This window comes from Pseudomonas sp. JQ36 (genome assembly GCF_053851495.1).
This window is the reverse complement of the sequence record NZ_CM132642.1, coordinates 5,234,904-5,252,055: the sequence shown is the minus strand read 5'-3', so window position 1 is coordinate 5,252,055 and position 17,152 is coordinate 5,234,904. Positions and strand designations below refer to the sequence as shown.

Here is a 17,152-nt window from a genome sequence, read left to right as displayed (position 1 = left end):
GACTAATGTTTGGTATCAGCTTCTCTGAACTGCTGCTCGTCGGCCTCGTCGCCCTGCTGGTGCTGGGCCCCGAGCGTCTGCCGGGCGCTGCGCGCACCGCCGGCCTGTGGGTCGGCCGGCTGAAGCGCAGCTTCAACGCGATCAAACAGGAAGTTGAACGTGAAATCGGTGCCGACGAGATTCGTCGGCAACTGCACAACGAGCACATCTTGTCGCTGGAGCAAGAGGCGCGGAAGATTTTCAACCCGGTTCAGCAGGAGCCGACGCCGGTTGAACATGTGGGTCAGCAGACGATTCATGCGCCGACTGCACCCGTCGCGCCTGCTCCGACACCTGCACCTGCTGCCGTTGTAGCGCCGACAGAACCGACAGCCGTAGAAACCTCGGTTGAACACGTTGCGCCAAACGCCGCGCCGATCACACCAGCGCCTCACGACTCCACTCTGCCGCCGCGAGCCCCATGAGCGATCTCCCCGAAAACGACCAGCACATGCCGCTGGTTTCGCACCTCACCGAGTTGCGCACCCGCCTGCTGCGTTGTGTGGCGGCGATCTTCATCATCTTCGCCGGGTTGTTCGCCTTCACCCAGCAGATCTACACCTTCGTCTCGACGCCGCTGCGCCAGTACCTGCCGGTCGGCGCGACGATGATCGCCACTGATGTGTCGTCGCCGTTCCTGACGCCGCTGAAGCTGACGATGATGGTCTCGCTGTTCCTCGCGATCCCGGTGATCCTGCATCAGATCTGGGGCTTCATCGCGCCCGGCCTGTACAAGCATGAGAAGCGCATCGCCGTGCCGCTGCTGGTGTCGAGCATCCTGCTGTTCTACATCGGCATGGCGTTCGCCTATTACTTCGTGTTCCCGCTGATCTTCAAATTCTTCGCCGCCGCCACCCCGGCCGGCGTGGAAATGATGACCGACATCGCCAGCTACCTCGATTTCGTGATGACGCTGTTTTTCGCCTTCGGCGTGGCGTTCGAGATCCCGGTGGCCGTGGTGCTGCTGGTGTGGATCGGCGTGGTCGACGTCGCCTACCTGAAGAAAATCCGCCCGTACGTGATCATCGGCTGCTTCGTGGTCGGCATGATCCTCACGCCGCCGGACATCTTCTCGCAGACCCTGCTGGCGGTACCGATGTGGATGCTGTTTGAAATCGGCATTCTGTTCGGCGGTCTGATCAGCAAGCGCGAACGTCCGGACGAAACGCCGGCCGACGATCACAACGACCAGCCGCCAGCGACCCAGGCATGAACCTGCTGTTGCTCGAAGAGGCCGACTTCATCGCGGCCGACCGCGTCGTGCTGCGTGACCGGCGCCTGACCCACATGCAGGAAGTTCATCGTTCCGAAGTCGGTGACAGCCTGCGCGTGGGGCGGATCAATGGCTTGATGGGCTCCGCTGAGCTCCTGCGCCTTGAGGCCGGTGAAGCCGAGTTGCGTGTCACCCTCGATCAATCACCGCCGGCCAAGCTGCCCTTGACGCTGGTATTAGCCCTGCCGCGCCCGAAGATGCTGCGTCGGGTGTTCCAGACCGTGGCGACCATGGGCGTGTCGAAGGTGATTCTGGTCAACAGCTACCGCGTCGAGAAGAGCTTCTGGCAGACGCCGTTTCTGGAGCCGGAAGCGATTCGCGAGAATTTGATCCTCGGCCTCGAACAGGCCCGCGATACCGTGCTGCCGGACATCATCATCGAGAAGCGCTTCAAACCGTTCGTCGAAGACCGCCTGCCGGCGATCAGCGAAGGCACCCTCGGCCTGGTCGGCCATCCCGGCAATTACCCGGCGTGCCCACGAGCACTCAGCGAGCCGGTAACGCTGGCGATCGGCCCCGAAGGCGGCTGGATCCCCTACGAAGTCGACCTGCTGGGCAAGTCCGGTCTGCAACCGGTGCAACTGGGCGAACGCATCCTGCGCGTCGAAACCGCCGTCACCGCCCTGCTCGCCCGCCTGTTCTAAAAGTACTGTGGCGAGGGAGCTTGCTCCCGCTTGGGCGCGAAGCGGCCATTGCTCTTTCTTCAGATTAAAATGTGTTTGCCAGTTTTGCGACGGCTGCGCCGCCGGGCGGGAGCAAGCTCCCTCGCCACAATGTCGCTGCGCCCCGGGCAAATCAGGTTACAGATTGCCATCATCCAGCCGATACAGTCCCCATAAGTCCAATTAGCAAGTGGTCCGAGGGGAGTCGTCGCATGTACCGTTGGTTAGCCGAGAATCTTGGAAACGTCAGCGTCAAACGCAAACTGGGCATCGGTTTCGGCCTGGTGCTGTTGCTCACCCTGCTGATTACCTTTACCGGCTGGACCGGCATGAGCGGCATTATCAGCCGTGGCGATAAACTGGGCTTCATCTCCAGTCTCAATGAGCTGACCAAGGACTTGCGCCTGGCGCGCATGGACTACGACATGCGTCGCGGCGAGCAGGGACCGGGCGCCGTCAATGAATTGCTGGCCAAACTCGAAAGCGGCCTGCAATCGGCGCGCAGCATGATCGAACAACCCGCCGATGCAGCGATGGTCGACCAGCAACTGGCGGCCGTAGCCGCGTACAAGCGCGCGTTTGGGGAAATGACCCAGGCCACCGTGCAACGTGAGGACGCGCGCAACAAACTGGGTGCAAACGCAGACAATGCCGTGGCCAAGGTCAGCGAAGTCGAAAATGCACTGCTGCAGGGGGACAGCGTCGCGCAGTTCAATGCCGTGATTGAGCTGAGCAAACTGCTGCAGCAAGCGCGCTATCAGGTGCGCGGTTACACCTACAGCGGTAAGGCCGAGGCCGAACAACCGGCGCTGACGGCTATCGATAATGCGCTGAAAAACCTCGAAAGCCTGCCGACTCGGGTGCCGGAACAGCACATTGCCAACCTGCAACAAGCCACTGATTCGCTCAAGGCCTACCGCGCCGCAGTCAGCCAATTCCGTGATTCACAGGTGAAGAACGCCGCAGCGCTCGCCAGTATGGCGGCGCAGGGCGACATTTTGATCGCGGTCAGCAAGAAGCTCACCGAATCGCAGACAGTGGTTCGGGACACTGACGCCGCACGCGCCAAGAACCTGCTACTGATCGCCACCGCGCTGGCCTTGGCGTTCGGCTTGCTCGCCGCCTGGGCGATTACCCGGCAGATCATCATTCCGCTGAACCAGACCCTGAAAGTCGCCGAACAAGTGGCCGCTGGCGACCTGACCCACAATCTGGTCTCGCTGCGCCGCGACGAACTCGGTCAGTTGCAACGTTCGATGCAGAGCATGACCCAAGGCTTGCGCGAGTTGATCGGCGGCATCAGCGACGGCGTCACGCAGATCGCCAGCGCCGCCGAAGAGCTGTCGGCGGTCACCGAGCAGACCAGCGCCGGGGTCAACAATCAGAAAATCGAGACCGATCAGGTCGCCACCGCCATGAACGAAATGGCCGCCACCGTGCAGGAAGTCGCGCGCAACGCCGAGGAGGCTTCCGAAGCCGCCGTGGCCGCCGACCAGCAAGCCCGCGAAGGCGACAAGGTGGTTGGTGAAGCCATCGCGCAGATCGAGCGTCTGGCCGTCGAAGTCGGCCACTCCACCGAGGCCATGGGTGAACTCAAGCGCGAAAGCGACAAGATCGGCAGCGTGCTCGACGTGATCAAGTCGGTGGCCCAGCAAACCAACCTGCTGGCGCTCAACGCCGCGATCGAAGCGGCGCGTGCCGGTGAAGCCGGTCGTGGTTTTGCGGTGGTTGCCGATGAAGTACGCAGCCTCGCCCAGCGCACGCAGAAGTCCACCGAGGAGATCGAAGAGCTGATCGTCGGCCTGCAAACCGGCACCCAGCAAGTGGCAACGATCATGGACAACAGCCGCAGCCTGACCGACAGCAGCGTCGAACTGACCCGCCGTGCCGGTGGCTCACTGGAAAGCATCACCCGCACCGTGTCGGCGATTCAGGCGATGAACCAGCAGATTGCCGCAGCGGCCGAGCAGCAGAGCGCCGTGGCTGAGGAGATCAACCGTAGCGTGCTGAATGTGCGGGATGTGTCGGATCAGACCTCGGCAGCGAGTGAAGAGACGGCGGCTTCCAGCGTTGAGCTGGCGCGCCTTGGTACGCACCTGCAGACACTGGTGGGGCGGTTCAAGGTTTGAGGTGATTCATCCACCTCGGTTCGCTCTGAACCGAAGTGATGCATTCGCGAGCAAGCCCGCTCCCACAGTTGACCTGGTTGTCCATGCGGACGCGGTCTAATGTGGGAGCGGGCTTGCTCGCGAAAGCGGTAGGTCAGACGCTGAAATTAAAGGACCTGACGCAGAAAGGCCTGCGCCCGCGGATCCTTCGGCGCATCAAAAAACTCCGCTGGGGAGGCATCCTCCAGCAGTTTGCCGTGATCGAAGAACAGCACCCGATCCGCCACTTCCCGGGCGAAGCCCATTTCGTGGGTGACGCAGACCATGGTCATGCCTTCTACGGCCAGGTTCTTCATCACATCCAGCACTTCACCGACCATTTCCGGGTCGAGGGCCGAAGTCGGTTCGTCGAACAGCATCACTTTCGGGTCCATCGCCAGCGCCCGGGCAATCGCCACGCGCTGTTGCTGACCGCCGGACAGGCGTGACGGGTATTCGCGAGCCTTTTGCGCGATGCCAACCTTTTCCAGCAACGCCAGGGCCTTGGCCTCGCTTTCCTTCTGCCCACGCTTGCGCACCACTTTCTGTGCCAGGCAGAGGTTTTCCAGCACGGTCATGTGCGGGAACAGGTTGAAATGCTGGAAGACCATGCCGACTTCACGGCGGTAGGCGTTGACGTCGGTTTTCGGGTCGGCCAGTTGCAGGCCGTCGATGCTCACCGAACCCGAGTCGAATTCTTCCAGGCCATTGAGGCAGCGCAGGAAGGTCGATTTACCCGAGCCGGACGGGCCGATCACCACCAGCACTTCGCCCTTGGCGACAGACGTGGTGACGTTATCCACCGCCCGAACTACCTGGCCACGGGTGTCGAAGACTTTTACCAGATCGCGGACTTCAATCACTTTGCGCGAGCCTCCGCTCAAGACGGCTGGCGATTTTCGACAGCGGCAGGTTGATCAACAGGTACAGGCCGGCAACGCAGAACAGAATTTCGAACGGTGAGAACGAGGTGGTGATGACTTCACGGCCGCTTTTCAGCAGCTCGGTGATGGCGATCACCGACACCAGCGAGGTGTCCTTGACCAGACTGATGAACTGCCCGGCCAGCGGCGGCAGTACGCGTTTGAATGCTTGCGGCAGTACCACGTGGCGCATCGACTGGCCGGCGCTCAGACCGAGCGAACGCGCCGCTTCGTTCTGGCCACGGGCAATCGACTGCACCCCGGAACGGATGATCTCCGCGACATAGGCGCCAGTGAACAGCGACAGCGCGGCGATCCCGGCAAACTCCCGGGACAGGTTCATCACCGTGCCGATGAAGAAGTAGAAAATGAAGATCTGCACCAGCAGCGGCGTGCCACGCACCAGTTCGACGTAAATGCTCGACAGATCACGCAGGGTCGGGTTGCTCGACAGGCGGCACAACCCGGTGACCAGACCGATCAGCAGACCGAGTACGCCCGACACCACCGACAGCCACAGCGTCGTCCAAAGGCCCCACAGCAACGGCCCTGCCGCCCAGTGCCGGGTCACGCCCACGACGTCGCCTTCGGCCACATCGTCGCCCTGAGCGAATTGCAGGCTGTTCTCGTCGACAGTCAGGTGCTGCTCGTCACCGGCATCGTTGCGCAGAGTGACCTGCGCGCTGCCGCCCTTGCGCACCAGCTCGGTGACGGTGGAGATGTCGGTGGCTCGCTGGGATTCTTCGGCCTGATAAGCGAAGTACTGCGGCACGCGGTTCCAGCGCCATTCGTAGGACATCAGCGACGTGGCGTAATACAACGCGCCCGCCAGGCCGACCAGCACCAGCACGGTGAGGACGTGCCAGGGCCATTGGGCTTTTTTCTGTTTCATTGCAGGTTCCGGATTCTGTATCGCCTTGGAGGCCCCATCGCGAGCAGGCTCACTCCTACATTGGAATGCGCTCCCCTGTAGGAGTGAGCCTGCTCGCGATCGAGGCAACGCGGTCTATCTGACCGGGCTTATTCCATGTCCTTGAGCCACTCGGTGCTCTTGAACCACTTGTCATGGATGCGATCGTAGGTGCCGTCTTCGTGGATCTGGTGCAGGAAGTTGTTGATGAAGTTGATGCTGTCGTAATCACCCTTCTTCAGACCGAAGGCCAGCGGCTCGTAGGTGAACGGCTTGTCGAGGAACACCAGTTTGCCGGCGCCGACCTTGTTTACTGCGACCACGTTGTACGGCGCGTCGTAGATGAACGCGTCAGCCTTGCCGTTGACCACGTCGAGCACGGCTTCCTGCTCGTTGTCGTAGCCGTGGTACTTGGCCTTGGCGATCAGCTTCTTGGCGACCATTTCACCGGTGGTGCCGAGCTTGGAGGTGATGCGATAGTCGGCGGTGTTCAGGTCTTTATAGGACTTGATGGTGCCTTCCAGTTCCTTGCGGATCAGCAGTGTCTGGCCGACCACGATGAACGGTTCGCTGAAGTTCAGGCGCAGGTTGCGCTCCTGAGTCAGGGTCATGCCGCTGCCGATCATGTCGAATTTGTCGGTCATCAGGGCCGGGATGATCCCGTCGTAACCGGTGGACACCAACTCGAGCTTGACGCCCATGGCCTTGGTCATGGCTTTGAGGATGTCGACTTCGAAACCGATGATTTCGCCGCGCTTGTTGGTCATTTCGAACGGCATGTAGGTCGGATCCATACCGACTTTCAACGTGCCGCGCTTGACCGCGTCATCGATTGCGCCGGCCTGCGCCGCAGTGACTGCAACCAGTGCCGTGACGCCGACCAGCAGCATCGACAGATACTTCTTCATCTTCAAGTCCCCAAAACCATTGCGTTTGCGGCGCGAAAACCGACAGAAATGGACAAGATTGTCCGGGTGCGCCAATTCGGGGACGGATGCTAACGCACTCGTTCGTTTGCACAAGGTTTTTTGATCGATTGCAGATCAGCGCCCGCTGTCGTCAGGACAAAAAAAACCCCGCTTTCGCGGGGTTTCTTCATCAGGCCGGTTGCGCCTGCAGACTCACAGGCTTGAGCGGCAGCAGCGGCGCATGCGGATCGGCTTTCACCGAAGCGCGCCAGGCATCCAGCCACTCGTTGTGGCCTTCGGCCCAGACCAGTTCGTGCAGACGGGCCAGGGCCACCGGATCGCTCAGCAGTTGCAGACGATCATGGTTGTTCAGCCCGGCCGGGCCGACCTTGATCGCGTGACGCACACGCTCCTGACGCAGCCACTCGATCGGCTCGGCCTGACCGTGACGCGAGGTCGCCAGCGAGCACGCCAGGGCGTTTTGCTGCGGATCGACCACGGCGCGGATGAAGCCGTCGTTCAGCGCGTGCCAACGATTCTCGTGGGTGTACTGGTCAGTCGCCAGCAGCGCCTGTGGCGGATTGTATTCCTCGGGGATGAGGAACAGGCTCTCGTCACGGGATTTGAGGCCCAGACCGACACGGCTGGAAATCACCGACACCGGGATCGACAGCATCAGCGAACCGACGATCGGCACCAGCCACCACAGGAAGCTCGGGTTCAGCCAGATCACCAGCAGCGCCCAGCAGAAGCCCAGCAGGGTCTGCGGACCGTGGCGCTTGACCGCCTCGCTCCATGGCGTGGAGTCGTCGTCACGCTGTGGTGAGTTCCAGGTTGCGGCCCAGCCGAGGAACGCGGCGAGGACGAAACGGGTGTGGAAAATCATCCGCACCGGCGCCAGCAGCATGGAGAACAGCATCTCCAGCAGCATCGACAGGGTCACCTTGAACTTGCCGCCGAACTCTTTCGCGCCCTTGGCCCAGATGAGGATGATGCTCAAAAGCTTCGGCAGGAACAGCAGCACGATGGTGGTCGAGAACAGCGCGATCGCCTTGTCCGGGTGCCATTGTGGCCACAGCGGATAAAGCTGACGCGGTTCAAGAAAATACTGCGGCTCCATCAGTGTGTTCACCGCCAGCAGCGCGGTCGACAGCACCAGAAAGAAGAACCACAACGGCGCCGACAGGTACGACATCACGCCGGTGAGGAACACTGCGCGGTGCACCGGGTGCATGCCTTTGACCAGAAACAGGCGGAAGTTCATCAGGTTGCCGTGGCACCAGCGACGGTCACGCTTGAGCTCGTCGAGCAGGTTCGGCGGCAGTTCTTCGTAGCTGCCCGGCAGGTCGTAGGCAATCCACACGCCCCAACCGGCACGGCGCATCAGTGCAGCTTCAACGAAGTCGTGAGACAGGATTGCCCCGGAGAACGCACCTTTACCCGGCAACGGCGCCAGGGCGCAGTGGTCGATGAACGGCTTCATGCGGATGATCGCGTTGTGACCCCAATAGTGGGATTCACCCAACTGCCAGAAGTGCAGACCGGCGGTGAACAGCGGACCGTAAACGCGGGTAGCGAACTGCTGCATGCGCGCATACAGGGTATCCATGCCCGACGCACGCGGCGCGGTCTGGATGATCCCGGCGTCCGGCGTGGCTTCCATCAGGCGTACCAGACTGGTCAGGCACTCGCCGCTCATCACCGAGTCGGCGTCGAGCACGACCATGTACTTGTAGTCACCGCCCCAACGACGGCAGAAGTCGTCGAGGTTGCCGCTCTTGCGTTTCACACGGCGGCGACGGCGGCGGTAGAAGATCTTGCCAAAGCCCTTGGCTTCGCGGCAGACGTCCAGCCAGGCCTGTTGCTCGGCGACGCAGATATCGGTGTCGTTACTGTCGCTGAGGACGAAGAAGTCGAAGCGATCCAGATCACCGGTAGCGGCGACCGATTCGAAGGTGGCGCGCAGACCGGCGAATACCCGAGGCACGTCTTCGTTGCAGATCGGCATCACCAGCGCGGTACGGGCGTCTTTCGGAATCGGCTCGTTGCCGGCGCTTTTACCGGAGATGCGGTATTTATCGTGACCGGTGAGCAACTCGAGGAAGCCCATCAGCGCCGTCCAGAAACCGGCCGAGACCCAGCAGAACAGAATCCCGAACAGGATCAGGATGCTGGTTTGCAGCGCATACGGCAGCACTTGCGTGGCGGTTTGCAGCAGCGGCTGGTGCAGCACTTCGTCCAGATCGACGAACGACCAGCCCTGGTACGGCATGATGCCTTTCATGTACCAGCCGGCGACGATGGTCTGGCCGAGCATCAGCAGCAACAGAATGTAGCGGCGGATCGAACCGACCGTGCGCCAGCGCGCGGCCGGCAACACGTTCGCATCTTTCGGCGGCTGTGGCGGGTTGGTGCGCCCGGTCAGGCGGCGCCAGCCACGCACCAGAATATTGGTGCGCCATGGCTCCGGCACGACTTTGGTCCGACGGATGGGCGGCGTCGCCTTCATGCTGACCCGACCGCTGGCGTCGAGCACCAGCATTTCCGCCTCTTCCAGCTCCTCGGCGGTGCTCAGGGTCAGGCGCTTGCCCACCGAAGCCTGGGCGGCTTCGGCAGGGGCGTCGAACGTCGGCGACGACAGGCGTTGGTGCAGTTCGCTGAAGGACTGGCAGCCCGCGAGTTCCGCGCGCTGCTCGTCGGTCATCGGCAGATGCGCCAGATACTCGGACAGAGTCTCTGGCTGTACTTGAGAGTTACTCATCGGCAGGCAACTGATAGCTCCAGGTCTCGGTCAGGACTTCTTCAGTCGGTGCCGATTCCGGTGTGGCTGGGGCCGCGTTGGCAGCGGTTGGCTGCTTGGCGTCTTTGTTGGCCTTGTCCTTGGCATCTGCGGCTGGCTTGGCGTCGGCCTGTTTGGCCTCGGCTGCCTTGGTTTCCTTCTCGATCTTCTCTTGCTGCTTGGCCGCGACCTTGTCCGCCTTGGCCACCGACGAATTCGACGCCGGTACCGAAGACTTGGCCAGATCAGCGGTGACCACTGGCTGAACCAGGGCGGCACGCATCTCGGTGGACTTGCTCGCGTCCTTGATCTTCATCCGCAGGGTCAGGCGCCAGCCCTTGGTTTCCGGGTTGTAACGCACGCTGTTCTCGACCAGTTCGGCGTTGTCGCCAACGCTGACCTGACTGCGCACGTCGGCATCCGGGGCCAGAGCCGCCAACGACGGGCCTTCGAAGTCGACCAGGTAGGCGACGCTGCCATCCGGCTGACGGATCAGGTTCGACTGCTTGACGTCACCGGTCGAACGCAGGGTCTGCTTGACCCAGGCGCTGTCGGGGGCGTGAAGCGCTGCTTCGTCCATGGTCCAGTGCAGGCGGTAGGCGAAGTCCAGCGGCTTGCCTGGCTCCGGCATGGTTTCCGGGCTCCAGAACGCAACGATGTTGTCGTTGGTTTCGTCAGCGGTCGGAATCTCTACCAGATCAACGGTACCCTTGCCCCACTCGCCCTTCGGCTCGATCCAGGCGCTTGGGCGCTTGTCGTAACGGTCGTCGAGGTCTTCGTAGTGGCTGAAGTCGCGACCACGCTGCAGCAGACCGAAACCACGCGGGTTCTCGACGCTGAAGTTGCTCACGGCCAGGTGTTTCGGATTGTTCAGCGGACGCCAGATCCACTCGCCGTTGCCGGCATGGATCGACAGACCGCTGGAGTCGTGCAGTTCACGACGGTAGTTGAGGACTTTCGACGGCTGGTTGGCGCCGAACAGGAACATGCTGGTCAACGGTGCGATGCCCAGTTTGCCGACTTTGTCACGCAGGAACATCTGCGCCTTGACGTCGACAATGGTGTCGCTGCCCGGACGCAGGATCAGGCGGTAGGCACCGGTGGCGCGCGGCGAATCAAGCAGGGCGAAGATCACCAGATGCTTGTCGCCCGGCTTCGGCTGCTGAATCCAGAACTCGCGGAAACGCGGGAATTCTTCGCCCGACGGCAGTGCGGTGTCGATGGCCAGACCACGGGCCGACAGACCGTAAGTGTGCCCCTTGCCGACGACGCGGAAGTAACTCGCGCCGAGCATGGTCATGATTTCGTCTTGCTTGTCGGCCTTGTTGATCGGGTACAGCACACGGAAACCGGCGTAGCCCAGTTGTTCAGTGGCCTTCGGATCGAACTTGAGGTCGCCGAAATCGAAGCGGGTCGGATCGTATTTGATCTCTTCGACGGTGTTCGCCGTGATTTCGTTGATTTTCACCGGCGTGTCGAAGTGCATGCCCTGGTGATAGAAGGACAGCTTGAACGGTGTCTTCTGATCAGCCCACTCAGCCTTTTCGGTGAGGAAGCGGATTTTCTGATAATCCGCGAACTTCATGTCGCGGAATTCGTTCGGCAGGTTGCTGCGCGGGGCTTCGAACTTCTGCCCGGCCAGCTCTTTAGCCTTGGCTGATACATCGTCAAGATTGAACGCCCAAAGCTGGCCGGCGCTGAGCAGGCACAGGAGCGCCGAACCCGCTACCAGGGCACTTCGCATGCGTTTGGCAGACATTTTTGCTGCATTACAGGGACTAACAATCACGAGCAACCCTCGCCGAAAACAGATCAAAAAACCAACGGCCAGCTATCTATATGCCAGGTTGGCGAGCATTGTTCCGACTCCGCTGGGGCAAAATGATTCCCCAATCGGATCCAGACAAGTCTCTACCTAAGTCAAAAATGGAACAGCGAACGCTGATCCCCATAGCGCGCGATTATCTAGTAGCCCGCGTGACAACGCATCAGGGGTAACAAAGTATTTATCGCGAAAAACGCCTGTTTTCAGTCGAAAAGCCCTTGAAAAGATGTTTCAAGCGCTTTCATGTCTGTAACAGGAAGGTTACCGGGCCATCGTTGACCAGGTGCACCTGCATATCCGCGCCGAATCTACCTGATGCCACAGTGCCATGCATCTGTTTCGCTTTGCTCAATAGATAGTCGAACAATTCCTCGCCCAATGCCGGAGGGGCCGCGGTCGAGAAACTCGGACGCAGCCCGCTCTTGGTGTCGGCAGCGAGGGTGAACTGAGAGACCAGCAGCAACCCGCCGCCCACATCCGCCAGGGACAGATTCATCTTGCCCTCGGCGTCACTGAATACCCGATAGTTAAGCAGCTTATGCAGAAGTTTGTCGGCGCTGGTACGGGTGTCGTCGGGTTCGACCGCCACCAGCACCAGCAACCCCTGATCCACCGCGCCGACTATCTCTCCCGCGACTTCGACCCGTGCACCACGCACGCGCTGTAACAGCCCCTTCATGCTTCTTCGGGCGGCAGGTCGAGCAGGCGACGGGCCATGTTGCTCGCGGCACGCACCAGCGCATCGGTGATGCCCGGCTCGGAGGCGGCGTGACCGGCGTCGCGAATCACCTGCAGCTCGCTGTTCGGCCAGGCCTGATGCAGTTCCCAGGCGTTGTCCAGCGGGCAGATCACGTCGTAGCGACCGTGAATGATCACCCCTGGCAGATGGGCAATCTTGCCCATGTCGCGGATCAACTGATTCGGCTCAAGAAACGCATTATTGGTGAAGTAGTGACACTCGATCCGCGCGATCGACAGGGCGCGCTGCGGCTCGGAGAAACGGTCGACCACCAGCGGGTTCGGCCGCAGGGTCGCGGTGCGCCCTTCCCACGTCGACCAGGCTTTGGCCGCGTGCATCTGCGCGATCTGATCGTTACCGACCAGACGCTTGTGGAAGGCGCTGAGCAGATCGTCGCGCTCGTCCAGCGGAATCGGCGCGATGTAGTCCTGCCAGTAGTCGGGGAACAGACGGCTGGCACCTGCCTGATAGAACCACTCGATTTCCTGCGGGCGGCAGAGAAAGATCCCACGCAGGATCAGACCGTGTACGCGCTCCGGGTGGGTTTGCGCGTAGGCCAGCGCCAGGGTCGAACCCCACGAACCGCCAAACAGCACCCATTTGTCGATGCCCAAGTGCTTGCGGATACGCTCGAGGTCGGCGACCAGATCCCAGGTGGTGTTGTTTTCCAGGCTGGCGTGCGGGGTGGAGCGTCCGCAGCCGCGCTGGTCGAAGGTGACAATGCGATACAGGTTCGGGTCGAAATAGCGACGGCTCTGCGCGTCACAACCGGCACCCGGGCCGCCGTGGATGAACACCACTGGCAAGCCTTCCGGCGAACCGCTTTCGTCGACGTACAGCGTGTGGGTGTCATCGACAGCCAGATCGTGCCGGGCATGGGGTTTGATCTGCGGAAACAATGTCTGCATTGCGTGCTCCGTAAGGGGGCGAGGTCATCCCTGGGGGGACTTTCTATTATTCTGCCGTCCGGCATCATAAACCCGATTTACGTCAATGAGCATGCCCGTACGCAGTCACAATTTTTCTGCTGCATACAAAACCTGTGGGAGCGGGCTTGCTCGCGAAAGCGCTATGTCATTCAACGCATATGTTGCCTGACGCGCCGCCTTCGCGAGCAAGCCCGCTCCCACAGTGGGTTATGCGGAGTAGTGAGACTCTGCCCAGGCCAGATAGCCCTGCAGCAACTCCTTGAGCACCAGTCGCGTCGGCTCCGCCAGGTCGGCGCGGTAGCGGAACGGTTCGAACTCTTCCATGTAGGTGCTCTGGCACAGCTCCAGTTGCACGGCGTGGATGTTCTCGGCCGGGTTGCCGTAATGGCGGGTGATATGGCCGCCCTTGAAGCGTCCGTTGAGCACGTGGCTGTAATGGTCGTGACGGGCGCAGATGGCTTCCAGTTGCGTCGCCAATTGTGGATCGCAACTGGCGCCGTTGAAGGTGCCGAGATTGAAGTCCGGCAGTTTGCCGTCGAACAGGTGCGGAATGATCGAGCGGATCGAGTGCGCGTCGAACAGCAACGCGTAGCCGAACTCAGCCTTCAACCGCGCAAGCTCTTCCTGCAAGGTGCGGTGGTATGGCGTCCAGATCTGCTCCAGATAAGTCGCGCGCTCCTCTTTCGAAGGCTCTAGGCCTTCCTTGAACAATGGGATACCGTCAAACAGCGTCGCCGGGTACAGCCCGGTGGTGGCGCCGGCATACAACGGCTTGTCATCTGACGGACGGTTGAGGTCGATGACGAACCGCGAGTATTCGGCGGCCAACGTGCTGGCGCCCAACTCCTCGGCGAAATCATAGAGCTGCGGAATGTGCCAGTCGGTGTCCGGCAGGCTTTTCGCGTCGGCGATCAGCCCGGCTTCGACCGCAGGCGTCAGGCGCACGCCGGCATGCGGCATGCTGATCAGCAGCGGTACGCGACCTTGTTTGAAACTCAGAACCTTATCCACAACCGCTCTCCTACAGACTTGATTCGACGCCGTGACGCACGACGCGTTTGTCCAGATCACCACCGAGCCAATAGGCCAGATCCGCCGGACGATCGATGTGCCAGGCGACGAAGTCCGCGACCTTGCCGATTTCCAGCGAACCGTGGGTGTCAGCCATCCCCAACGCTTGAGCGGCATGAATGGTCGCGCCGGCCAGGGCTTCTTCCGGGGTCATGCGGAAACAGGTGCAGGCCATGTTCAGCATCAGACGCAGCGACAGCGCCGGCGAGGTGCCGGGGTTGAGGTCGCTGGCGATGGCGATCTTGACCTTGTGTTTGCGCAGGGCGTCCATCGGCGGCAACTGGGTTTCGCGCAGGAAGTAGAACGCCCCCGGTAGCAGTACCGCGACGGTGTCGGACTTGGCCATGGCGATGGCGTCGTCTTCATCCATGAACTCCAGATGGTCGGCGGACAACGCGTGATACCGCGCCGCCAGACTGGAGCCATGCAGTGACGACAATTGCTCGGCATGCAGCTTCACCGGCAGACCGAGTTTCTGTGCGGTGATGAACACCCGCTCGACCTGCTCCGGCGAGAACGCCAGGTACTCGCAGAACGCATCCACCGCATCGACCAGCCCTTCGGCGGCCAATGCCGGGAGCATCTCGGCGCAGATGTGCTCGATGTAGTCGTCAGCGCGATCCTTGTACTCCGGCGGCAGCGCGTGGGCGGCGAGGCAGGTGCTGCGCACGCTGATCGGCAGCTCCTTGGCCAGGCGACGGATGACCCGCAGGATCTTGCGTTCGCTGGCCAGGTCCAGACCGTAGCCGGACTTCATCTCGACCGTGGTCACGCCGTCGCGCATCAGGCTTTTCAGGCGCTTGGCGGCGCTGGCGAACAGCTCGTCTTCAGTCGCTTCACGGGTGGCGCGCACGGTGCTGGCAATGCCGCCGCCCTGCGCCGCGATCTCGGCATAGCTGACACCTTGCAGACGCTTCTCGAATTCGCCGCTGCGGTTGCCGCCGAACACCGTGTGGGTGTGGCAGTCGATCAGGCCCGGGGTCACCCACGCGCCTTGCAAATCGTTGACCGCCGGGTATTCGCCGGACGGCAGCAGATTGCGCGGACCGATCCACTCGATGTGCGCACCGGACGTCACAATGGCCGCATCCTCGATGATCGAGTAGACGCCCTGCGCCATGGTTGCGACGTGGCAGTGTTGCCAGAGGGTTTTCACTGTTGGCCTCCGTTGGAATTGGTTTGGTGGGGAGCCTTCAAAAGCCCCTCACCCTAGCCCTCTCCCGGAGGGAGAGGGGACTGACCGGGTTGTTCTGTCGAGATACATCGACCTGAGAATCTTGAGCCGAACTCCGGCTCTGAAAACAATGAAGATTGGTTCCCTTCCCCCTCTACCCCTTGGGGGAGAGGGCTGGGGTGAGGGGGATCGATTTCAGCAACAACAAAACTCCCCCTGAAAAAACACTTACAAACTAGGCAGCAATTTCGCCGGAACCAATTCGCTCAAGCAGCGCGACGCCAACAACTCAGTCGCCGCATTGATGTCCGGCGCAAAGAAGCGGTCCTTCTCATAGAACGGCACTTCGCGGCGCAGAATCGCCCGCGCCTGTTCCAGCTTGGCCGAGGTCTTCAGACCGTTGCGCAGGTCCAGCCCCTGCACCGCCGCCAACCATTCCACCGCGAGAATGCCGCGGGTGTTCTCGGCCATTTCCCACAGGCGCTTGCCGGCGGCCGGAGCCATTGACACGTGATCTTCCTGGTTGGCCGAGGTCGGCAGGCTGTCGACCGAATGCGGATGGGACAGCGCTTTATTCTCGCTGGCCAGTGCCGCGGCGGTCACCTGAGCGATCATGAAGCCAGAGTTCACCCCGCCATTGGCCACCAGAAACGGCGGCAGTTGCGACATGTGCTTGTCCATCATCAGCGAGATACGGCGTTCGCTCAGCGAGCCGATTTCAGCGATGGCCAAAGCCATGTTGTCGGCGGCCATGGCCACCGGCTCGGCGTGGAAGTTGCCACCGGAAATCACATCGCCTTCAGCGGCGAATACCAACGGGTTGTCGGAGACGGCGTTGGCTTCGACCACCAGCACTTCAGCGGCCTGACGGAACTGAGTCAGGCAGGCGCCCATGACCTGCGGCTGGCAACGCAAGGAGTACGGATCCTGAACCTTCTCGCAGTTCTGGTGCGAGTCGGAGACTTCACTGCGCTCGCCGAGCAGATCGCGATATGCGGCTGCAGCATCGATCTGACCTTTCTGACCGCGAGCGGCGTGAATACGTGCATCAAACGGCGAGCGCGAACCCAATACCGCTTCCACCGTCAGACCGCCCAGTGCGATTGCACCGGCAAACAGGTCTTCACCTTCAAACAGACCGCGCAGGGCAAATGCGGTGGACACCTGGGTGCCGTTGAGCAGCGCCAGACCTTCTTTCGCCGCCAGGGTCAGCGGGGTAAGACCGGCAACCTTCAGCGCTTCGGTGGCTTCCATCCACTCGCCCTTGTAGCGCGCCTTGCCTTCGCCCAGCAGCACCAGCGACATGTGCGCCAGCGGCGCGAGGTCGCCCGAGGCACCGACCGAACCTTTGAGCGGAATGTGCGGATAAACCTCGGCGTTGATCAACGCGATCAGCGCGTCGATCACCACGCGGCGGATGCCGGAAAAACCACGGCTGAGGCTGTTGACCTTGAGCACCATGATCAGGCGCACCAACTCATCGCTGATCGGCTGGCCGACACCAGCAGCGTGCGACAGCACCAGCGAACGCTGCAGGTTTTCCAGGTCTTCGCTGGCAATGCGGGTCGATGCCAGCAGGCCGAAACCGGTGTTGATGCCGTAGGCGGTGCGGTTCTCGGCAAGGATCTGCTCGACGCAAGCGACGCTGGCCTCGATCTGCGCCGCAGCGCTGTGGTCGAGGGTCAGCTTGACCGGTTGCTGATAGACGTCACGCAGTTGGGCCAGGCTCAGTTGGCCGGGAATCAGGTTCAGCGCAGTCATTAAAATGCTCCT

Annotated in this window: 14 protein-coding genes and 1 pseudogene; 5 read left to right on the top strand and 10 right to left on the bottom strand. The window is 61.6% G+C overall.

From position 1 onward, the window contains the following. Nucleotides 1-5: 5 nt before the first annotated feature. From tatB to ACS4NR_RS23700, 5 genes and pseudogenes are all read left to right on the top strand, one after another. A complete protein-coding gene (gene tatB, locus ACS4NR_RS23720) occupies nucleotides 6-464 on the top strand; it encodes a Sec-independent protein translocase protein TatB (protein ID WP_115985307.1) in 459 nt (152 codons plus the stop codon). Further along, nucleotides 461-1,252 carry a twin-arginine translocase subunit TatC gene (gene tatC / locus ACS4NR_RS23715; RefSeq protein ID WP_095137991.1) on the top strand — a complete coding sequence of 264 codons (792 nt, stop codon included), beginning with the start codon at nucleotides 461-463 and terminating at the stop codon, nucleotides 1,250-1,252. Before tatB ends, tatC begins: the two co-directional genes overlap by 4 nt. Then, nucleotides 1,249-1,956 carry a 16S rRNA (uracil(1498)-N(3))-methyltransferase gene (locus tag ACS4NR_RS23710; protein ID WP_456018479.1) on the top strand — a complete coding sequence of 236 codons (708 nt, stop codon included), beginning with the start codon at nucleotides 1,249-1,251 and terminating at the stop codon, nucleotides 1,954-1,956. Before tatC ends, ACS4NR_RS23710 begins: the two co-directional genes overlap by 4 nt. Nucleotides 1,957-2,186: 230 nt before the next feature. Beyond that, a pseudogene (locus ACS4NR_RS23705) lies at nucleotides 2,187-3,248 on the top strand (methyl-accepting chemotaxis protein); the annotation flags it as partial. Beyond that, on the top strand, nucleotides 3,231-4,103 hold the full coding sequence (locus ACS4NR_RS23700) for a methyl-accepting chemotaxis protein (RefSeq protein ID WP_371917875.1): 873 nt from the start codon (nucleotides 3,231-3,233) through the stop codon (nucleotides 4,101-4,103). The pseudogene ACS4NR_RS23705 and the gene ACS4NR_RS23700, both read left to right, overlap by 18 nt. Before the next feature lie 146 nt (nucleotides 4,104-4,249). On the opposite strand, the gene ACS4NR_RS23695 is transcribed toward ACS4NR_RS23700, so the two are convergent. The 10 genes from ACS4NR_RS23695 to hutH form a co-directional block, all read right to left on the bottom strand. Then, nucleotides 4,250-4,984, bottom strand: a complete 735-nt coding sequence (locus ACS4NR_RS23695; RefSeq protein WP_007961769.1) for an amino acid ABC transporter ATP-binding protein — start codon at nucleotides 4,982-4,984, stop codon at nucleotides 4,250-4,252. Continuing rightward, nucleotides 4,977-5,936 (bottom strand): amino acid ABC transporter permease, encoded by a 960-nt coding sequence (locus ACS4NR_RS23690; protein WP_027611292.1) that lies wholly within the window; start codon nucleotides 5,934-5,936, stop codon nucleotides 4,977-4,979. The genes ACS4NR_RS23695 and ACS4NR_RS23690 overlap by 8 nt, the downstream gene beginning before the upstream one ends. Nucleotides 5,937-6,064: 128 nt before the next feature. Next, a complete protein-coding gene (locus tag ACS4NR_RS23685) occupies nucleotides 6,065-6,862 on the bottom strand; it encodes a transporter substrate-binding domain-containing protein (RefSeq protein WP_095137987.1) in 798 nt (265 codons plus the stop codon). 190 nt (nucleotides 6,863-7,052) lie between these two features. Beyond that, on the bottom strand, nucleotides 7,053-9,623 hold the full coding sequence (gene mdoH / locus ACS4NR_RS23680) for a glucans biosynthesis glucosyltransferase MdoH (protein WP_095137986.1): 2,571 nt from the start codon (nucleotides 9,621-9,623) through the stop codon (nucleotides 7,053-7,055). Further along, nucleotides 9,616-11,400: a glucan biosynthesis protein G gene (locus ACS4NR_RS23675; RefSeq protein ID WP_456018478.1), complete on the bottom strand. Its 1,785-nt coding sequence runs from the start codon at nucleotides 11,398-11,400 to the stop codon at nucleotides 9,616-9,618. Before ACS4NR_RS23675 ends, mdoH begins: the two co-directional genes overlap by 8 nt. A 307-nt stretch (nucleotides 11,401-11,707) precedes the next feature. Continuing rightward, nucleotides 11,708-12,145, bottom strand: a complete 438-nt coding sequence (gene dtd / locus ACS4NR_RS23670; RefSeq protein WP_003220826.1) for a D-aminoacyl-tRNA deacylase — start codon at nucleotides 12,143-12,145, stop codon at nucleotides 11,708-11,710. Further along, nucleotides 12,142-13,113: a prolyl aminopeptidase gene (gene pip / locus ACS4NR_RS23665; RefSeq protein WP_003220824.1), complete on the bottom strand. Its 972-nt coding sequence runs from the start codon at nucleotides 13,111-13,113 to the stop codon at nucleotides 12,142-12,144. The genes dtd and pip overlap by 4 nt, the downstream gene beginning before the upstream one ends. 228 nt (nucleotides 13,114-13,341) lie before the next feature. Beyond that, nucleotides 13,342-14,145, bottom strand: coding sequence for an N-formylglutamate deformylase (gene hutG, locus ACS4NR_RS23660; protein ID WP_456018477.1), 804 nt, complete (start codon nucleotides 14,143-14,145; stop codon nucleotides 13,342-13,344). Nucleotides 14,146-14,155: 10 nt separating this feature from the next. Continuing rightward, on the bottom strand, nucleotides 14,156-15,361 hold the full coding sequence (gene hutI / locus ACS4NR_RS23655; protein ID WP_456018476.1) for an imidazolonepropionase: 1,206 nt from the start codon (nucleotides 15,359-15,361) through the stop codon (nucleotides 14,156-14,158). 246 nt (nucleotides 15,362-15,607) lie between these two features. Further along, nucleotides 15,608-17,140 carry a histidine ammonia-lyase gene (gene hutH / locus ACS4NR_RS23650; RefSeq protein WP_456018475.1) on the bottom strand — a complete coding sequence of 511 codons (1,533 nt, stop codon included), beginning with the start codon at nucleotides 17,138-17,140 and terminating at the stop codon, nucleotides 15,608-15,610. Nucleotides 17,141-17,152 lie beyond the last annotated feature (12 nt).